The sequence below is a fragment of the Streptomyces sp. NPDC002574 genome (genome assembly GCF_042889545.1).
Classification (GTDB): domain Bacteria; phylum Actinomycetota; class Actinomycetes; order Streptomycetales; family Streptomycetaceae; genus Actinacidiphila.
Genome location: NZ_JBIARB010000008.1, coordinates 81,166 through 100,214, shown reverse-complemented (window position 1 = coordinate 100,214; position 19,049 = coordinate 81,166). Strand labels below are relative to the sequence as shown.

Here is a 19,049-nt window from a genome sequence, read left to right as displayed (position 1 = left end):
CCGCCCCGGAAAGGGCGGCGGGAACCCGGCACACGGGATCGGCGGGTCAGGAGATGGTGAGGTCGTCGACGTAGCCGCGGAAGCCGCCGCTGCCGCCGGGGTGGTCGTAGCCCACGAGGATGCGGGAGATCTGCTTGCCCGCGCTGTGCGCGCCGAGATCGACGGTGACGTGGTTCCAGGTGTCGGGCGTCAGGTGGCCGCACTGCCCCGCGGGGTGGGCCGGGTCGCCGCCCTGGTCGAGGGCGCCGGAGTCGCGCAGGGTGCTGTTGTCGGTGAGGACGAGATCGACGGCCACGCACGTGCTCTCGGTGGAGCCCGCGGGCACCCAGGGGGTCGTGGCGTGCGACTGCGGGTAGATCCAGTAACTCAGCGTCTTCGCGGTGCCGATGGCCAGCGGCGCCGCGCTCAGGTCGAAGACCTTGAGGTAGGCGTGCGGTCCGCCGCTGCCGGCGGCCGCCGTCCCGGAGTACATGAGTGCCGCGCTCCCGGTGTGCGAGGTCTCGCCGGTCCGCGGACCGGCCTGCGGGCCGGGGGAGTCGGAGTTGATGCCGGTCACGCCCGCGTTGCCGCCGCCCGCGGAATCGACGGTGTCGATCCAGGACGGCGCCGTCTGGCCGGTTTCGAGGCCCGAGCCGAAACTGCTGCTGGTGCCCCCGCCCCCGCCGCCCGTGCCTAGCGGCTGGGTGAGCTGCGTCTGCACGGTGGCGTAGGACGTGCCGGGCGGAGCCAACGTGACGGTCTCACCGGCGGACGTGGCGAGGGTGAGCCGGGCGCCGCTGAATGTGCCCGCGTCCGAGCCGTCGCGGTACACCTGCACGCTGCGGCCCGGCCAGGGGTTGGTGACGACGAGGCTGCCGCCCCTCTGGCTGACCGCCCGCACGTACTGGACCGCGTTGCCGGACATGCTGCTGGAGATCAGGAAGCCGCCCGCCGCCATCAGGTCGCCGAACTTGGCGTTGGTGTTCGCCGGCCAGTCCGCGAAGACCTTGACGTCCTTCTGGAAGGACTGCAGCAGCATCTCGTCGAGGCCCGAGACGACGGTGTTGACGTTCTCGATGCCGCCGCCGTTGTGGTGGACCGAGAGGTTGTCGTAGCTGTACGTGGTCGCCTCGGCGGCCATGTTGGCGAGGATCGTCGACGGGTTGTAGCCGACCCGGGCCGCCGCCGCGTAGAACGTCGGCGGGGCGTTGTCGCCGTGCCAGCGGGCGAGTTGGTCCACGGTGTTGCGGGCGGTCTGGAGCAGCCCGGCGGCGCTGTCGAGGCCCACCTGGCCGCCGGGGTACACCGCCTGGATGGCGATGTCGTTGCTGTCGCTCACCCAGTCGGCGCCGGTGGAGGTCTCGCGGAAGACGGTCTGCCCGTTGCGGGTCATGGTCGGCAGCGGCGCCAGGTGCGCGTCGATGTCGTTCCACGCCGCGCGGCTGCCCGCGTCCTGGCCCAGCGCGGTGCTGATGTCGGTCAGGCCCTGGAAGAGCAGGTGCACCAGGCCCAGCGAGAGGATGCTGTTGGTCTGCGGGTAGGGCTGGTCCTCCTGCGGCGCGTCGTTGAGGATGTTGTAGGTGCCCGAGGCGTCCTTGGACAGGTAGTTCTGCCAGAAGGTCCCCACCTCCTTGAGGTACGGGTAGACCTTCGCGGCGTACGTGGTGTCACGGGTCTGCTGCCACCGCATGACCATGTTGCCCGCGAGATTGGCCGCGTTGGACTTCTGGTTGTGCAGGTTCATGTCGGCGCTGGTGCCCTCGGGCGAGATGCCCACCGGGTACAGCACGCCCTGGAAGCCGTTCTGCTGGGCCAGTTGGCGTCCGGCGGGCAGCCAGTCCAGGACGGGCTGGTCGTAGGGGTCCGCGAGCGGCACGTGGTTGCTGGTCAGCGCCGCGTAGAAGGGCGCCTGGTAGTTGTAGTTGGTGTGGTAGTCGCCGTTCCAGTTCATGGCGCCGGTGATCCAGTTGCCCCACAGCCCGGGCGCGTACTCGCCGCTCCGGGACACGCAGGCGAGCAGGTACAGGGAGCCGTACCAGCTCCGCTCGACGTCCTTGTCGGGGATCTGGACGTACGACTGGGACCAGAAGTCCGACCACCAGTTCTGGTGCGCGGTCCCCAGCCCGTCCAGGCCGGACTGTGTGACGGCGGCGGCCGCCGCGGTGGCGTCGGCCTGGTAGGAGCCGGTGTCGTTGCCGCTGAGCACGGACGACACGACGGTGTAGGTGGTGCCCGGTTGCAGGGTCACGCTGATCCGGTTGCCCGAGACCGACGGGCTGCCGCCGAGGACCCGGGTGGCGATACGGGCCGGCGGCGCACCGCTGCTGCCGTCCGCGGCCACGTCGGCGTTGAGCGTGCCGCCGGTGGTGGACGCGGTGGGCGCGGCACCGCTGCCGTTCTGAACGGTGACGGTGGCGTTCTGGCTGCCGCCGCCGGTCAGGGTCAGCGAGGTGACCACGAGGTTCGAGGTGGCCGACACCCAGCTGGTGGCCGACAGGGTCGTGCCGCCGAGGGTGTAGGTGCCCTTGACCTGCGCGTGCGCGATGTCCTGGACGACGCGGTAGGACGAGCCGGAGAGCCCAGGGACCGCCAGGACCAGTCGGCCCAGCGGCCTGATGGCGTGGCTGGAGGCGGAGAAGAAGTCGTTCTTGCCGAGGTAGAAGGTCTGGTTGTCGATGCGGCCGCCGACGGCGACGCCGACGTCGCCGTTGCCCAACTGCGGGGCGTCGGTGGTCCCGCCCCCGGTGAGGTGGGTGGGCGGGGTGGTCCACACGCCCTGGTACTGGGCGACGGTGTTCCTGCCCTGCGTCGCCGTGACGGGGTCGGCGGCCATGGCGGGCCGGGACAGGACGGTGGTGAGCGCGGTGCCGACCAGGGCCGCGGCCAGTGCCGCGCTCCCCGCTCTTCTGAACTTCCCTGCTCCTGTGATGTGCGACATGAGCCTCATGGGGGTCTGTTGCCTCCCTTGGACTGGTGGCCGCCGGCCGACGGGGTGGGACGTACCGGGATGGGGACGGGGCCGGTACCGGAGTGCGATCCCGGGGGATTGCCCGAGCGGTCGTCAGATCCCCTCATGGATACCTGACATCGTTGTCAACCGCTGTCGTTCTCCGTGCGGGGTCACCCGGGGGATCCGGCGGACCGGACGGGCCGGTCCGCCGCGGTGCTGCCCGTCGCCGCGGCGCTGGATGGGGGTGGGGTGGGGCGCGGGGGTGTCGCACACCCCGGCCCCTGGGACGGCTCCCGGAAGGCGGCTCCGGCCGGGAGAACGTTATCTTCCGATGTTTCGGTCGTTTATAGAGGCGTGCCGACGCGCTTGTAAAGGGCCCGTACCGCGATTCAGGGCGCCAACTCGCCCGACCCGCGCGGGATCAGCCGCGTGGAGACGATGACCGTGCGGGTCGGGCGGGCCCGGTTCGCGCGTCGGGCGGTGAGCAGCTCGATGGCGGTGCGGCCGATCTCCTCGTCGCCCTGGGCGACGACCGTGACCCCGGGACGCAGCAGGTCGGCGAGGCCGAAGTCGTCGAAGCCGACCAGGGCGATGCCGCCGAAGTCGGCGCCGAGCGCCCGGATCACCGCGACGGTGGTGCTGAAGTTGCCGGTGACCAGGGCCGTCGCCGGGTCGGGCCGGTCGCGCAGGGCGGCCAGCGCGGCGGCGACGCGGGCCGGTTCGACGGGGCCGGGGTGCACCATGCCGTCCAGCGGCTGGCCGATCCCGGACAGCGCCTCCCGGAAGGCGGTCGCGCGCTCGCGTCCGGTGTGGATCCGCTCGTCGTCGCCGATGTAGCCGATCCGGCGGTGGCCCTGGGCGGTCAGGTGCGCGAACGCCTGGGCTATGCCGCCCCGGTTGTCGGAGAGCACGGTGTCCACCTCCAGACCGGAGGCCGGGCGGTCGAAGGCGACCACGGGCAGGCCCGAGTCGATCTCGGGCTGGAGGTAGTGGTGGTCCTGGGCGATCGGCTCGATGATGATGCCGTCCATGCGGCGCCGGCACATGGACATCACCGCGTCGCGCTCGCGTTCCTCGTCGTCCTCGGTCGACATTGCGACCACGGTGAGGCCGGCGGCCCTGGCGGTCTCGTCGATCGCCCGCAGCACCGGGTGCGCGTCGGCGATGTGACGGACCGCCGCGCCTATCGCGCCGGTGCGGCCGCTGCGCAACTGCCGTGCCCGCTCGTCGGGTTGGTAGCCGAGCCGGTCGACGGCCGCCCGGACCCGCTCGGCGAAGTCGTCGCCGACCGTGGCGTCGCCGTTGACCACGCGCGACACCGTGCGCAGCGCCACGCCGGCCTCGCGGGCCACGTCCACCATCGTGGGACGGCGCGGGTGGTGCGGACCGCTCTTGCCGACGGTGTCAGGACCGGGCACGTGGCTTCCCCTCTCGCGGTTCTCTCGTTCCCCTGCATCCGCAGTGTCCCCGGGAGTTCCCGGGTTTCCCCCGCCGGGACCGCGCGCGGGCCGCCGGGTGCGTTCCGGAACCGGCCCGTGATCCTCGGAGGACTTGACTTGCTGTCGGAGAACCCTACTGTACTGGGCGAGACAACGTTATCCCACTGTCGGGATGCGGTCGTTCGCCGGGTGCCGCGGGGCGCCACCGGGCAGTTCGGCCCGCTTCCCGGGGGGTCGGGACCCGTCTCCCGACAACTCCACACCCGGAAAGGGACCCGCCATGCCCAGAAGAACGGCCGTCGGCAGGCGCAGCACCGCCCTCCTCGCAGCCGCCGGACTCTCCCTGCTCGCCGCGTGCTCCTCCACCGCCTCCGGCGGGGCGGGCGGCAACGCGCTCACGTACCTGACGTTCAACACCCCCACCCTGACACCCGCGTTCTGGACGGACTCGATCGCCAGGGCGCAGAAGGCCGCACCGGGCGTGACCGTCAAGCAGGTGGTGGCCCCCAGCACGGACCGCGACTCCTACGCCAAGCAGCTCCAGGCCTCCGGCCAGTTCCCCGACCTGCTGCAGTCCATCACCCCCGCGCAGTACACCGAGGCCGGCCTGCTCACGCCGTACGACCAGTCCTGGATCGACCAGAACTTCCTGCTGCCGCAGGGCAACGCCATCAAGGGCAAGGTCTACATCCCGCCGACCAACTCCCAGATCATCCCGCTGGTCTTCTACAACAAGAAGCTCTTCCGGAAGGCCGGAGTGACCCCGCCGACCACCTGGAAGCAGTTCCTCGCGGTGGCCGACAAGCTGAAGTCGTCCGGCGTCACCCCCATCGAGCTCGGCGGCAACGACCCCTTCGCCGCGGGCATGCCGCTCACCGGCGCGCTCTGCGCCGACGTGCTGGGCAAGAACCCGCAGTGGATCCAGCAGCACTACCAGGGCAAGGTGAAGTTCACCGACGCCGAGGTGGTCGCCGCCGCGACCAAGATGCGCACGCTGGTGGAGAAGGGCTACTTCGAGAAGGGCGCGCTCAACGTCAGCTACGCCGACTCCATCAAGGACTTCAACGGCGGCAAGGCCGCGATGTACCCCATGGGCAGCTGGTACCTCGGCGCGATCCCCAAGGACCAGTGGGACACCATCGGCGTCTTCCCCTGGCCGACCGACGACGGGTCGACGGTCGTGCCCTTCGCGGTGGGCGGCTCGATGGCGATCAGCGCCAAGGCCAAGGACGCCAAGGGCGCCATGGCCTTCGCCAAGGCGTGGTCGCTCGACGCGGGCAACCTCAAGGCCCTGATCGAGGGTGACGGCGCCTACCCCATGCTGAAGGACAAGACGCTCGACGACTACGGCGTCAACGTCAGTCCCGCCTTCACCGACTCCTACGCCTTCGTCACCAAGGACAACACCAAGGTCAGCGCCATCGGCTGGGCCACCAACGACGACGCGCTGCCCGGCTCGCTGAACAACGACTTCTACGCCGCCGCCCAGGCCCTGTTCAACACCGACGACGTCAAGGGCGAGATGGCCAAGCTCGACCGGTCGTGGGACTCCGCGACGAAGTGACCGGCGAGGCCATCGGCAACCCCGGCAACACCGGCACCACCCATGAAAGGAGGAGGCGGGTGAAACCGCTGTCGACGTGGTTCCGCGACGCCTCACAGGACCTCGGGCTCCGTCTGATCGCCGCGTTCGGCCTGCTGCTCTACGCGGTCTTCATCATCGTCCCGGTCCTCATGAGCCTGCGCAGCAGCTTCACCGACGAGAACCCCCTGAAGTCCGGCAGCAATTGGATCGGGTTCGACAACTACACGGAGATGCTGCACGACCCGCAGCTGCGCGCCAGCGTCCTGTTCACCCTGGCGCTGGCCGTCGGGGTGACGGCCGTGGCGAACGTCGCCGGCCTGCTGCTCGCCATGCTGCTCAACCGCACCCGGCTCACCTACCGGGTGCTGCGCACCGTCGCGTTCCTGCCGCAGGTGGTCTCCGGGGTGATCGTCGGCTTCGTGTGGAAGGCGATCTTCACCCAGGACGGTCTGCTCAACGACACCCTGCTGAAGCTCCATGTGATGGACCAGCCGGTGGACTGGCTCGGCCGGCCCCACCTGGCCCAGCTGTCGGTGGGCGTCGTCGTCGCCTGGGTGCTCTCCGGTTTCACCACCGTGGTCCACCTCGCGGCGCTGCAGAACATCCCGCGGGAGCTGTACGACGCGAGCTCCATCGACGGCGCCACCGCCCCCCAGCAGTTCCGGACGATCACGCTGCGGATGGTGGCCCCCGCCACGACCATCAGCGTGACCATCTCACTGATCACCGTGCTCAAGCTCTACGACATCATCCAGGTCCTCACCTCCGGCGGACCCGCCAACGCCACCCAGTCCACCGCGCAGTACATCGTGAAGATGGCTTTCACCAGTGACCGGTTCGGCTACGCCTCGGCCGTCGCCATGTTCCTGCTGGCACTGTCCGCGGTCATCGCCCTGTCCGTCACGAGCATCCTGCGCCGCAGGGAGGTCGACCTGTGACCGTCCAGCACGTCCCCGCCCGCCCGGCCACCCGACGCCCGCCGAGGCCGCAGCGGCCGGCGGCCGCCCCCGGGCGATCCGGGCGGCTCCGCTCCCTGCGTTCCCCGCTCCGGATGACCGCCGCGATCGTCCTGGTGCTGCTCTTCGTCAGCCCCATCTACCTGACCATCGTCAACGCGTTCAAGACCGAGGACGCCATCGTCGCCAACCCGGCGGCGCCCCCGGTCCACCCCACGCTCGGCAACCTGTCCACCGCGCTCGGCCGGCCGGACCAGCTCATCCAGCTCGGACTGCGCAACTCCCTGATCGTCGTGGTCTGTTCGGTGCTGCTGCTGATCCCGCTCGGCTCGGCGTTCAGCTTCTGGATCTCGCGCCGGCGCACCCGGCCGCGGGCGGTGATCCTGGCGGTCCTCGCGGCCGGGCTGATGATCCCGCCGCAGGTCGTGCTGCTGCCGACCATCCGGATCCTGGCCTTCCTCGGCCTGGACCACTCGTATCCCGGGCTCATCCTGTCCAACCTCGGTGGCGGCTACTTCTCCTTCGCGGTCTTCGTCTACGTCGGCTTCATGCGGGCGGTGCCGGACGAGGTCGTGGAGGCCGCACGACTGGACGGCGCCGGAGGACTGCGGATCTGGTGGACGATCATCATGCCGCTGGTGCGCCCCGCCACCGCCACCGTGGCGATCTTCCTGTCGCTGTGGATCTGGAACGACTTCCTCAACCCGCAGTTCATCCTCGGTCCGTTGCAGGGCCAGACCATCACCACCGGTCTCTATCTCTCCGTGGGGCAGTACCAGATGGATTACGGACAGCTGTTCGGCATCATGTTCCTCGCCGGGATCATCCCGGTGGCGGGATACCTGCTCATGCAGAAGCAGTTCGTCGCCGGGCTCACCGCGGGATCGGCCAAGTGAGCGCGACGCCGCGGACCGCGGCGCCCGCTCCGGCCCCCGCCCCCGGGCCGGCCGCCGATGGCATACCCGCCCTGGACGAACTCGCCGGCGCCTGGATGCCCGCCGCCCGGCTCGCGCACCTGCCCAGCCTCCGCAACCAGTGGGGGCAGGGGCATGTGAACGAGGACCTGACATCGTTGTCCTGGCTGGCCTTCCCGCCGTACAGCGGCGGCTACCACACGGGCGTGCTGCGTGTCGACGGCACACCCCTCGCCGCCGAACGGCTGCGCTGGTCCCCGTGGGGCGTCGAACGCGCCGCCGACAGGGGTGCGTTGACCGTGCACACCGAGGTGCGGATGGTCTACGAGCGCAGCCGGCTGCTGTGGCGGGTGACCCTGCGCAACACCTCCGACGAGCCCCTGCACACCCGCGTCGAGCAGGAACTCCTGGCGATGTTCGCGCACCGGGAGACCGACTGGGGCTGGCTGTACGGCACCCCGTGGAACCACGGCCACCACCACGACTTCTACGCCACCGAACGCCTGCGGGCCGAGGTCCTGGCCGACCGTCCCCGGCAGGTGCAGACGCTGCCGCACGGCGAGCGGTGGCTGCGGCTCGGATCGCCGCGCATCCCCGGCATCCAGCGGGACGAGGACGCGGCGCCGATGCTCCTGGAGTCCGAACTGCCCGACCACTCCACCCCGGACGCCGGCCGGGTGCGCGAGCCCGGCGCCCCGTGCCTGGTGGACCGGCTGGAGGTGCGCCGTCCCGACGGCACGGTCACCGGGATCGGCGCGGACGGCGCCGCCTGGACCGTACGGCCCGGCACCGACCTGCGCGTCGGCACCGCCGCCCTCGGCGCCGGGGACGTCCTCGCCCTCCGGGTGCGCGTCGACCAGTCCGCCGCCCACGGCGTCGTGATCACGCACGGCAACCACCCCGACTCCGCGACGATCGGGCTCGACGACGGGCGGCTCTTCCTGCGTATCGGCGGTGAACAGGTCGGCACCGAGGTGCCGTTGACCGTCGGGCAGTGGCACCGTGTCGAGCTCCGGCTCGGCGACGACGGCGCCCGTCTGGACCTCGACGGCACAGAGCGGGCCCGCACCCGGCCCTGGTGGGAGGACCAGCGCTGGACCGCCCGCGTGGTGGACGGCGCCCTGTGCGTCGCCGACTCCCGCAGCCCGGCGCGATCCGCCTACGCCTTCGCCGAGCCGCCGGACACCCTGACCGCGCGCGGCGCCCGCGGGCTGGCGCACTGGGACGTCCGCCTCGCGCCCGGGCAGGCGCGCGCACTGGAATTCGTCCTCGACATCGGGTCGTCGCAGGAGAGCACCCACAGCGTGGCCACCGCGGCCGCGCGCACCTTCGGGGCCGTGTTCGCGGGGGTCGCCGAGCGCTGGCGGGCCACCTGGCGGCACGCCTTCACCCCGGGCAACCCCGAGTTCTCCGGCCACCTGCCCGTCCTGCACACCGGCGACGCGGACCTCGCGCGCACCTACTACCTGGGCGCGCTGCTCGCGGTGTACATGCGCAACACCCGTGTGTCCCGCACCGGCCCCGTCTTCCTCACCGGCGGACCGCGCCTGGGCCCCACCACGACCTACTTCTGGGACCAGTCCGAGTTCGCCCGCACCGCCGCGCTGCTGGAGCCCCGCGGCATGCGCGCCTGGCTGCTGGCCGCCCTCGCGCAGCCCTACGACCACTGCCACTCCTTCGACACGTACAACCTGCTCCCGGTGGGCAACCACTACGCGGCCAACGACCACGCCCTCTTCCGCACCGCCACCACGTACGTCACCGTCACCGGGGACACCGGCGTCCTGGCCGAACGGGCCGGCGACCGCGCCGTCCTGGACCACCTGCGCACCATGGCCTTCCGGCCGCGCGAGCGGCGCGCCCGGTACGCGGACGGCGTCCTCGCCGACCTCGGCTCCGACGCATGGGAGTTGCTGGAGTGCGTGCCGAACTACCGGGACACCGTCGTCTCCTTCAACGCCGGGTACGCCGGGATGCTGCGCTCACTGGGCACGCTGCTGCGGTCCCTGGGCGACGACGCCGAGGCCTCGCGGGCCGAGGCGGAGGGCGAGCGGCTGGCCCGCGCGGTGCTCGGCCAGTACGCGGGAGACGGGCGCTGGCGCATCAGCCATCCTCACGGGACGGACGTCATCGGGCACTGCCTGGACTTCGTCTTGGTCGCCGCCGACATGAGCGAGGACCTGACGGAAGCGCACCGCGATGAGATGGTCGCCTTCGTCACCGGGCGGCTGCTCGACGGCGACTGGATGCGCGCCCTGGACCCGCGCGACCCGGTCGCGCCGTTCTCCGACCGCCCCGACCACGGTGCCGCGGGCGCCTTCGCCGCCTGGCCGGGCGCGACCGCGTACGGCCTGTGCCGCCTCGGCCGCCCGGACCTCGCCGCGGGCATCCTGCGCCGGGCGCACCGCGCGACCTCCGGCGCACTGTGGGGCCAGGCCATGGAGGTGACCCCGGACGGTACCTACCGGGTCGCCGAACGCGGTGTCTCCAACCGCGAGAGCGTGGCCGCGGTCGCCGTCACCGAGGCCGTGCTCGCGGGCCTCTTCGGCATCGCGGCGGAGGTGCTGCAGCCCGGTGCGCCGGCCCTGGAGAACGTGTTCGGACGCCTCACCGGCGTCCGCGGGCCCGGAACCTGACCTTCGCGGAACCTTCGGGAAGGGACGCCCTCCGCGTCCCTTCCCGAAGGCGAACCACCGGTCCGCCGGCCGTCACCCGGCCGACCCGGCGGCGGGCTCCAGGGGCACCTCCAGCACGAAGAGCAGGAAGCTCAGCTTCGGGTGCTGGAACTCGTCGGGGAACACCTCGCGGGCGGCCGGATCGACCGTCGGCTCGCTCAGGACGGCCAAGCGGAAGCCGGCCGCGGTGAAGGCGCCGGTCATCGCCTGCAGCGACCTGCGCCAGAAGCGCATCGGTGCGGGCTGTCCCAGCAGTTGGTCCCATGCGTCGGTGTAGTCGGTGGTCGCGAAGTAGTCGGGCCGGGGGTCCTGCACCATGTAGTCGACGAAAGGGTGCTGGACCGACGCGATCAGCCGGCCGCCGGGCCGGAGCACCCGCCGCATCTCGGTCAGCGTCGGCCCCCAGTCCTCCAGGTAGTGCAGCACCAGAGACGCGACGACATCGTCGAACGCGCCGTCGGCGAACGGCAGCGGGTCGCCCAGATCGGCCACGTGCAACTCCGCGTCGGCGCCCAGCCGGCGCCGCGCCAGCTCCAGCATCCCGGCACTGGAGTCGAGGCCGGTGACGCGGGCACCCCGATCGCGCAGGGCGGCGGAAAGGGGCCCTGCGCCGCAGCCGGCGTCCAGGATCCGGCGGCCGGCCACGTCACCCGCGAGGGACAGCATCGCGGGCCGCTCGATCCCGGCGTTCACGAGACTGGTCTCGCTCTGGGCCGCGTACGACGCGGCGAAGCTGTCGTAGTCGTTCACCCGGGACGAGGGTCCGGGCTGCGGATGGTGCTCGGCTGGGGGCATGCTGCGGTCTCCGTCCGGTTGTCCCGGCAGGTCGTCGGGGCGTCGTGGCGTCGTTCTGGAGATCGACGCCGCTTCTGCGCACCCCGGTTCCGGCATGGCCCGTTCTGATACGGTGAGCGGCATGTTCCTCTCCCGTGCGTAGGACGTCGCGCCGACCGGGCCCCGTGGGTGCCGGTCATGTGATGTCCCCGTACGCCCGCGGCGCGCGCTCGCGCGCTGCCCATTCGAGGAACCTTCTGTGCATTCGTCCTCTCGCACACCGTCGTACTCCGCCGTGCTGCGGACCACCCATGCCTCCCGGACGTTCGGCGCGGCTCTGCTGGGCCGCCTCTCGTACGGGATGGTCTCCCTGGCGCTGATGCTCGCGGTCAAGGGATCCACCGGTTCGTACGGGACCGCCGGCGCCGTCATGGCCCTGTTCGGACTGACCAGCGTCTTTCTCTCCCCCGTCCGGGCCGCTCTCGTCGACCGGCACGGGCCGCGCCGGGCACTCACCCCGATGGCCTGCGCATACGCGCTGTTCCTGGGCGCGCTGGCCGGTGCCACCTGGAGGCCGGGCGCTCCCGGGCTGCTCCTGGCGTTCCTGGCCGTACTCGCCGGCAGTTGCACGCCGCCGCTGGGTCCCGTGATGCGCTCCGTGTGGGGCGCGCTGATGCCCGATCACCAGCTGCGGCAACGGGCCTTCAGCCTGGACGCCGTGGCGGAGGAGCTGCTGTTCGTCACCGGGCCCCTGCTGGTGGGCCTGCTGGTGGCACTGGCCACGCCCGCGGTCGCCGTCGCGGTCAGCGCCGCCCTGGTGCTCACCGGCACGCTCGCGTTCGTCTCGTCCCCCGCGGTCCTGGCCGCGGGCGGACCGGTCGAGGGGCCGGGGGACGGCCCCGCGGCGAAAGCGGAGCGGTGGTGGAAGCCCGGTCCCGACCTGGGGCGGGCGGTGGCGCTCGCGGCAGGTGCCGGCGTGTGCCTGGGAGCCCTGGACCTGCTGGTCGTGGCCGTCACCGAACGGCAGCAGCAGCCCGGAGCGGTCTCCTGGATCCTGGCCGCGCTCTCCGCGGGCAGCGCGGTCGGCGGGCTGGCCTACGGCGCCCGGTCCTGGCGTGCCCCTGCCCGGAAGCGGTTGCCGATCCTCACCGTGGGCATGGCGCTCCCTCTCGCCGCGGCCGGGATCTCCCCCGATCCGTGGGTCCTCGCGGCCGTGGTGACAGTCGCGGGACTGTTCGTCGCACCCGCCCTGAGTACCGCCTACCTGATCGCCGACGAGACCGCCGCCGCCGGAACGCGCAACCAGGCCGGCGCCTGGGTGAACACGGCGATCAACGCCGGATCCGCGAGCGGGACGGCCGCGGTCGGCCTCGTGATCGGCAGACTTCCCCTGGCACTGTGCTTCGTGCTCGCCGTGACTCCTGCCCTGGCGTCCGCGGTCACGGTGTGGAGCCAGGTGCGCCGTCCGGTGACGCCCGCATACGCCGCACAACCGCCGCTCCGGACGCCCACGTCGGCCCCTGAGTGATGCCCCGGAGTCGTCGCGGCGGTCGCGGCGGAGGAACCGCACGCGACCTGGATCGAGATCATCCGCGAGAAGTCGGCCTGAGTCCACGCCGGTCGGATGCGGCCCACCGTGGCTACTCGTAGATCCGGGCGGCCGACAACTGGAGGGCCACGGACCGCCAGGTGACCGGTTCGAGCCGGCCCTCGAGCGGCGAGGTGCCTCGGTGGTACAGGGTGCCGTGCGCCCAACTGCCCCGTCGCCCGACCGGTCGCCGCGGCCGGTCCTCGATCGGACCTCGCGCCGGTCCCGATCGAAGTCGGTGGCTATCGCTCCGGCGTACATCTGCAGGTCCCGCACGGAGTCCAGATTGTCCGGCGCGGGCCGGGGCGGTGTGCCGCTCCGGCCCGCGCCGGGGGTGGGTCACTTCAGGCCGAAGGCCCGGGTGACGGTCTGGTCCACCGCGTTGCCCCGGTTGTCGGAGGCGGTGGCGCGGAGGGTGACGTACGACGCCTGCCGGGGGGCGTCCAGGCGGGCGCGCCAGCCGTCGCCGATGTGCTTGAGCGGGGCCTTGTGCCAGGTGGCGCCGTCGTCGTAGGAGATCTCCAGGCCGACCTCGTCGATGGCCGAGGTGGGCGGCAGTTGCTGCTCCGCCTCGGGTGACGTCAGGTGCGACGGCGTGACCGTGAAGCGCGCGTCACGATCGGCCTTGCCCCGGTCGTCGGTGTCGACGGCGTAGTCGAGCTGGATCAGCGGCAGGGCGACGCCCTCGTACAGCCTGCCGGGGGCGGAGGTGAAGTCCCACGCCGTACGGGTGCTGGTGGAGTACGGGCTTGCCCAGTCGCCGCGGGCGGTCTCCAGGACGTACCGGTACGGCAGCGGCTCCGGCTTCAGGCCGCTGGTGTAGACGAAGGTGCCGGGGAGGCTGGCCAGCAGGGTGCCGCCCTGGTACAGCGACGCGGTGGCCTGCGCGTCGGGGGTGACGGCGTAGCCCTCACGGCGGGTGCCCGCGTCACCCCAGCCCGGCACCGTGATGAACAGCGCGTCGTCCTGCCGCCAGCTGCTGGAGCCGGGGAAGGCGTAGTTGGCCCGCGGCCGGGCGATGGGCGCGAACCACTGGTCGTGGGTCACGCTGCCGGGAGCGTACGTGCGCTGCGGGGCCAGGATCCTGACCTCGCCGATGACGGTGGCCGCCTGCGCCCACTGGACGCCGGAAGCGGTGGAGACCCAGTCGGTGCGACTTCCCCTTGCCGGACGCGGGAGTTCGGTGCCGAGGCCCACCAGGGAGAAGCCGGGCCAGATGTCGTAGCGGTAGTCCCGCGCGTCGCCGTCCCGGTAGTTGTCGAACTCCGTCTTCACCTCGGCCAGTTCGCCGGCCTGCGGCCGGTACGTCGGATCGTCCGGCACCGCGCCCGACCAGACGCGGGTGAGGTCGTACAGGTAGTCGGTCTCCGGGTCGGAGTGCAGCCGCAGCGAGGCACCGCCCTCCATGGCGCGGCGGATCAGGGCCTCTCCCTGGTCCTCGCCGACCGCGACGACGGTGATCGGCGGGCTCCCGTCCGTCCGCGGGTCCAGCCGCCGGCCGTCCCCGCCGTCGACGACGATCAGCATCCGGGCCCCGGCCTCCGCCGCCGCGGCGGTCTGCTCGGCCGGGGAGACGGACTCGTCGCGGCGCACGACGGCCGCCTTGCCGTGGACCTGGAGACCGGTGTAGTCGGCCGCGGTGCCCTGCCCGGCCCAGACGGTGTCCAGCCGGAGGTTGCCCTTGGGCAGCGGTTGCGCGGCCTGGCGTACGAGGATGTCGTCGACGTCCTCGCCGTCCGAGGAGAGTTTCAGCACGGGCTGCTCATTGCGCCAGCGTGCCCGCAGGTCGAAGGTGCCGTCCTCGACCTTCTTGCCGGTCGGCAGCGCGAAGAAGCCGTCGTAGTCGGGCCAGGAGGTGAAGCTCCACTCCCAGGTGCCGGAGGCCTCACGGGTCCGCACGTAGTCGACACGCATCTCGGTGGTGACGGTCTCCTTGGGGGTGACCGCGGTCAGCCGGCGCGCCTTGGAGGCGTCGAGGGTGAGGGTGGTGTCGTGGTCGAGGGTGAACTCCGGCGCGGCGAGCAGGGCGAGTCCGCGCGAGTGCGGTCCGTGAACGCCCTCCACCGGGACGGTGGCGGCGACGGTCCAGGGGCCGCCGTCCATGAGGAAGGTGACCGGTCCCTCGATGGTGAGCCATCCGGCCAGCCCGGGGTCCTGCCCCTGCTGCACGAAGACCAGGGTCTCGCCGGTGGCGATCTCTCCGGAGCGGTCCCTGGGCACCAGGTTGAGCTCGAACTGCTCGTTCTGCGTCGAGACACCCACCGAAGTGGCCGCGGTCACCGTGCCGTTGACCGACGCCTCGACACGGGCGTCGTACGACGTGCCGCGGGCCGCGGTGTCCAGGTGCGTGGTCACCGTCACGGCGGCGGTGCCGTGAGCGGGCACGGTCACCTTCGGCGCCGACAGGGTGAACAGGCCCGCGGGGGACCGGGGGGCCTTCACCGCGAGGTCGAGGGCGACAGGGGTGCCGCCCGTGTTGGTGTAGGTCACCTCACGCTCGACGGCCGCGCCCGGGGCGGGCGGCCAGGACTGCACGCCCTCGGAGACGGTGCCCGTGGCGAACAGCGTCGCGGAGGCGGCGGCCGCCGCGTCCACCCGTCCGTTGCCCGCCTGGTAGGCGGTGTACGAAGGGGTGGCCTTGGCGGTACTGACCAGCGCGTCCTTGATCTGCCGGCCCGTCCAGCCGGGGTGCGCCGCCGCGACGAGCGCGGCCGCGCCGGCCACGTGCGGGGTCGCCATGGAGGTGCCGCTCATCGTCGTGTACGAGCCCTGGCCCGGCGAGTACTGCGACCGTGCTGCCGACACCGCCACGCCCGGCGCGGTGATCTCCGGCTTGATCGCCGCGTCACCGGCGCGCGGCCCGCGCGAGGAGAAGTCCGCGAGCGCGTCGGAGGAGTCGACGGCACCTACGGTCAGGGCCTCGTTCGCGGCCCCCGGGGCACTGATGGTCCCGCTCCGGCCGGTGTTGCCCGCGGCGATCGTGAACAGCGTGCCCGTCTCGTCGCTCAGGCTGTCCACGGCCATGCTCATCGGGTCGGAGCCGTCACTGGGGTCGGAGCCGCCCAGGCTCATGCTGATCACCTTGGCGTGCTCGGTGCGCGCCGCCCACTCCATGCCTGCCAGGATCCATGAGGTCTGGCCCGACCCGGTGTTGTCCAGGACCTTGCCGACGTGCAGCCGGGCGCCGGGGGCGACGCCCTTCTCCTTGCCGTCGGACGCGGCTCCGGTGCCGACGATGGTGGACGCGACGTGCGTCCCGTGCCCGTGCCGGTCGACGACCGTGTCGCCGGGGACGAAGCTCTGCTCGGCGGCGATCCGTCCGGCCAGGTCGGGGTGGCCGTCGTCGACACCGGTATCCAGCACGGCGACGTCCACACCCTGACCGGTGTTGCCGCCCTTCCACACCTCGGGCGCCCCGATCTGGGCAACGGTGTCGGCGAGATCGGCCTTCATCTTGCCGTCCAGCCACACCCGTTCGATGCCGCCCGCCAGGAGCGGGGCGACGGCCCGCTTCTGCGCGGGGACCTTCTTCGCGGCGCCCCGTGCGCCGTCGAGTGTGGCGCGCAGTGTGCTGCTGCGGGTCAGGGCATCCGGGTTCACGCCTTCGGTGAGGGAGTCCCAGAACCTTGCCGCGCCATCGTGCTTCTCCGTCACCGCGACTCCCTGAATGCTCGTCAGGGAGCGCACACCGGTGGCGGCTTCGGGTATCGCCTTGGCGCGGGCGTGGGTGGTGTCGGAGTAGCGGACGATCAGGGGCGTGCCGTCGGCGCGGGTGTTGTCGTAGCCGTAGGCCAGCAGGCGCGTGACATTGAAGAGGTTCTTGTCGAGGACGCCGGCCGACACGTACGGCATGACCTCCTGCGGATACACGTAGGTCTCGCCGTCGACCTTCGTGGTCGACGCGGCCACGGGCCGGCCCTCGGCGTCCTGCAGGGACGTGACCGTGAGCGCACCGCTGCCGGTAACGGTCACCTCGTCGCCGTTGATCAACGTGACGGTACGGGGGGCGCCACTGCCGTGCGCCGCAGCCCGCGCGGCGAGGTCGGCGGCCGTGCCGGTGGTGGTGTGGGGCGCGGACGCGGCGGCGGGCACGGCGCCGAGCGCGGGGAGCAGGGCCAGGGCGATGCCGACGGCGGTGATCCGCCGGTCACGCCGGAAAGAGGGAGGCAAAGGATCTCCTAACGGAGCACAAATGGCTTGGGAAATCGGGAGCCTCGATGAATGATCCGCACCGGACACCGCGCCGCCAACACGTGGCGGCGTCGCATCGGCGCCATGTCCCATGGACGACAGGGGTGCCATGAGCGGCCCGTCCACCGGGCCGGCGGGTCTCAACACGGCCAGGGATGGGCGGTTCGCGGCACGGCGACGCCCCGGGCCGGTCCGCGAGGAGCGGGTCCGGCCCGGGGCGGGGGGCGGAGGGTCAGACGAGCGGCTGGCCGCCGTCGACGGGCAGGGAGACGCCCGTCATGAAGGTGTTGGTCATCGCGAAGACCGCCGCCTGGGCGACGTCCTCGGTGGTGCCGATGCGCCCGGCGGGATTGGCGGCGGACAGCCGGGCGAAGAAGTCGCTCTTCCTCCGGTCGCCCAGCGCGTCCCACGCGCCCGTGTCGACGGTGCCGGGGGAGATGGCGTTGACGCGGATCGGGGCGAGTTCGACCGCCAGGGAGCGGGTGATGGTGTTGACCGCTCCGTTCGTCGCGGCGACGCCGATGAAGCCGGGATCGGGTTCGAGGGCCGCGACACCGGAGAGCAGGACGAACGAGCCGTCCCCGGGCATCCGGGGCGCGAAGTGCTTGGCCAGCATGATCGGCCCGACGACCTTGGTGTGGAAGGACAGCACGATCGCCTCGGGGCTCAACTCGCCGACCAGGCCGCGGGCGCGTGCCGAGGCCGCGGACACGATGTGGTCGACGGCGCCGAGGTTCTCGGCCAGGGCCGCGATCGACGCCTCGTCGGTGAGGTCGACGTGCCGTACCGTCACGCCGGTGTCGCGGTAGGCCTCTTCGAGGCCGGTCACGGTACGGCCGGCGGCCACGACTCGTGCGCCCTCGGCGAGCGCCGCGTCGGCGATCGCCCGGGCGATCCCGCTGCCGCGGCCGACCACGAGGACCGTCCGGTCCTTGAGGGATGTGGGCATGGGGATCTCCTTCGGCGGTACCGCCCGCGAGCGGCGCAGGCGGACGGAACGGACGGGACGGACGGGGACGAGTCGCGGGGGTCAGGCGCCGCGGACCTCGGCGGCGTCCAGGCCGCGGTCGACCCCGTGGGGGATGACCTGCTGGCCGGGTTCGAGGGCGAGCCGCTTGCCGTCGAGCAGCACCTCGACCTGGTCCGGTTCGAACGAGACGAGCCCGCTGACCCGTCCGACCTGCGCATAGGCGTCGCGGTACGACCACGCGGCCTTCCGCGAGCCGTCGATGTCGTAGTAGTCGGCGAGGCCCTTGTAGGGGCAGAACGTCTGTCCCTCGACGGGGGCGAGCGCCGTCTCGTCGATGTCGGCGCGCGGCACGTACCAGCGGGGCGCGAACCCGGATTCGTACAGCACCACCGGATGCTCCGAGCGGGCCACGACGCGGCCCTCGGAGCGCACCTCCAGGGTGCGGGAGGTGTCGCGGATGTCGATGCGGTGGTAGGCGTCGGCGGCGTGCCCGAGGATGCGCTCGTCCTCCTCGTAGAAGCCGTCCATCGCCCGCCAGGCGAAGGCGACGTGTCCCCTCAGCTCGCTCGCGTGCTCCGGGAGCGCGGTCAGTTCCCAGGCGGCGCGCTCGGTGTGCCGGTCGCCGGCCCGCACCGTGAACCAGGAGGTCTCGCCGAGGTCCTGGTGCCGGGTGGTGCGCTCGGCGGGGAGCACCACGTCGTCCCGGACGTCGACCCGCGGGAAGTAGGCCACCGGATAGCGGCCGGGCTCGTGGAGCAGGACCACGTCCTCGCTGTCGGCGATCCACTCGTCCGCGTACCGGACCCTCATGCGGCGGCGCAGCCGTTCGGCGAACAGCATCCGCTCGGGCAGGGGGTCCGGGACCAGGAAGCGTCCGTTCCTGGTGGTGGAGAGCGGTCCTTGCTGCCATGACAGTCCCATGGCGGTCCCTCTTCCGTGCTCGATGACTAATGCGTAACTCGACCGTAGTTCCGTTAGGTGGCGAAGGCAACACCTGCCGAGGATTCGATGGTGTATGCCACCTGGAC

Annotated in this window: 11 protein-coding genes; 5 read left to right on the top strand and 6 right to left on the bottom strand. The window is 72.1% G+C overall.

Translation table 11 applies throughout. The features are described from left to right. Positions 1-46: 46 nt before the first annotated feature. Positions 47-2,917, bottom strand: coding sequence for a hypothetical protein (locus ACFYXS_RS20455; protein WP_389250052.1), 2,871 nt, complete (start codon positions 2,915-2,917; stop codon positions 47-49). A gap of 401 nt (positions 2,918-3,318) precedes the next feature. Continuing rightward, complete coding sequence (locus ACFYXS_RS20450) at positions 3,319-4,347, bottom strand: LacI family DNA-binding transcriptional regulator (RefSeq protein WP_389250050.1); 1,029 nt, start codon at positions 4,345-4,347, stop codon at positions 3,319-3,321. Positions 4,348-4,648: 301 nt separating this feature from the next. On the opposite strand from ACFYXS_RS20450, the gene ACFYXS_RS20445 reads away from it, so the two are divergent. The 4 genes from ACFYXS_RS20445 to ACFYXS_RS20430 all read left to right on the top strand — a co-directional run bounded on the left by ACFYXS_RS20445 (position 4,649) and on the right by ACFYXS_RS20430 (position 10,459). Further along, entirely contained in the window at positions 4,649-5,932 is a 1,284-nt protein-coding gene (locus tag ACFYXS_RS20445; RefSeq protein ID WP_389250048.1) for an ABC transporter substrate-binding protein, read from the top strand. After that, positions 5,911-6,891 (top strand): carbohydrate ABC transporter permease, encoded by a 981-nt coding sequence (locus tag ACFYXS_RS20440; protein ID WP_389250046.1) that lies wholly within the window; start codon positions 5,911-5,913, stop codon positions 6,889-6,891. The genes ACFYXS_RS20445 and ACFYXS_RS20440 overlap by 22 nt, the downstream gene beginning before the upstream one ends. A gap of 113 nt (positions 6,892-7,004) precedes the next feature. Continuing rightward, positions 7,005-7,805, top strand: coding sequence for a carbohydrate ABC transporter permease (locus ACFYXS_RS20435; protein ID WP_389250044.1), 801 nt, complete (start codon positions 7,005-7,007; stop codon positions 7,803-7,805). Then, complete coding sequence (locus ACFYXS_RS20430; protein ID WP_389250042.1) at positions 7,802-10,459, top strand: hypothetical protein; 2,658 nt, start codon at positions 7,802-7,804, stop codon at positions 10,457-10,459. The genes ACFYXS_RS20435 and ACFYXS_RS20430 overlap by 4 nt, the downstream gene beginning before the upstream one ends. 72 nt (positions 10,460-10,531) lie before the next feature. Here ACFYXS_RS20430 and ACFYXS_RS20425 read toward each other — a convergent pair whose 3' ends face one another. After that, positions 10,532-11,293: a class I SAM-dependent methyltransferase gene (locus ACFYXS_RS20425; protein ID WP_389250040.1), complete on the bottom strand. Its 762-nt coding sequence runs from the start codon at positions 11,291-11,293 to the stop codon at positions 10,532-10,534. 238 nt (positions 11,294-11,531) lie between these two features. Between ACFYXS_RS20425 and ACFYXS_RS20420 the strand changes: the two genes are divergently transcribed. After that, on the top strand, positions 11,532-12,800 hold the full coding sequence (locus ACFYXS_RS20420) for an MFS transporter (protein ID WP_389250038.1): 1,269 nt from the start codon (positions 11,532-11,534) through the stop codon (positions 12,798-12,800). A 399-nt stretch (positions 12,801-13,199) separates the two neighbouring features. Here the strand turns inward: ACFYXS_RS20420 and ACFYXS_RS20415 are convergent, their stop codons facing one another. The 3 genes from ACFYXS_RS20415 to ACFYXS_RS20405 all read right to left on the bottom strand — a co-directional run bounded on the left by ACFYXS_RS20415 (position 13,200) and on the right by ACFYXS_RS20405 (position 18,942). Beyond that, positions 13,200-17,030, bottom strand: coding sequence for a S8 family serine peptidase (locus ACFYXS_RS20415; protein WP_389250036.1), 3,831 nt, complete (start codon positions 17,028-17,030; stop codon positions 13,200-13,202). A 253-nt stretch (positions 17,031-17,283) separates the two neighbouring features. Further along, positions 17,284-18,000 carry an SDR family oxidoreductase gene (locus tag ACFYXS_RS20410; RefSeq protein WP_389250034.1) on the bottom strand — a complete coding sequence of 239 codons (717 nt, stop codon included), beginning with the start codon at positions 17,998-18,000 and terminating at the stop codon, positions 17,284-17,286. Positions 18,001-18,081: 81 nt separating this feature from the next. Beyond that, positions 18,082-18,942: a DUF427 domain-containing protein gene (locus tag ACFYXS_RS20405; RefSeq protein ID WP_389250032.1), complete on the bottom strand. Its 861-nt coding sequence runs from the start codon at positions 18,940-18,942 to the stop codon at positions 18,082-18,084. Positions 18,943-19,049 lie beyond the last annotated feature (107 nt).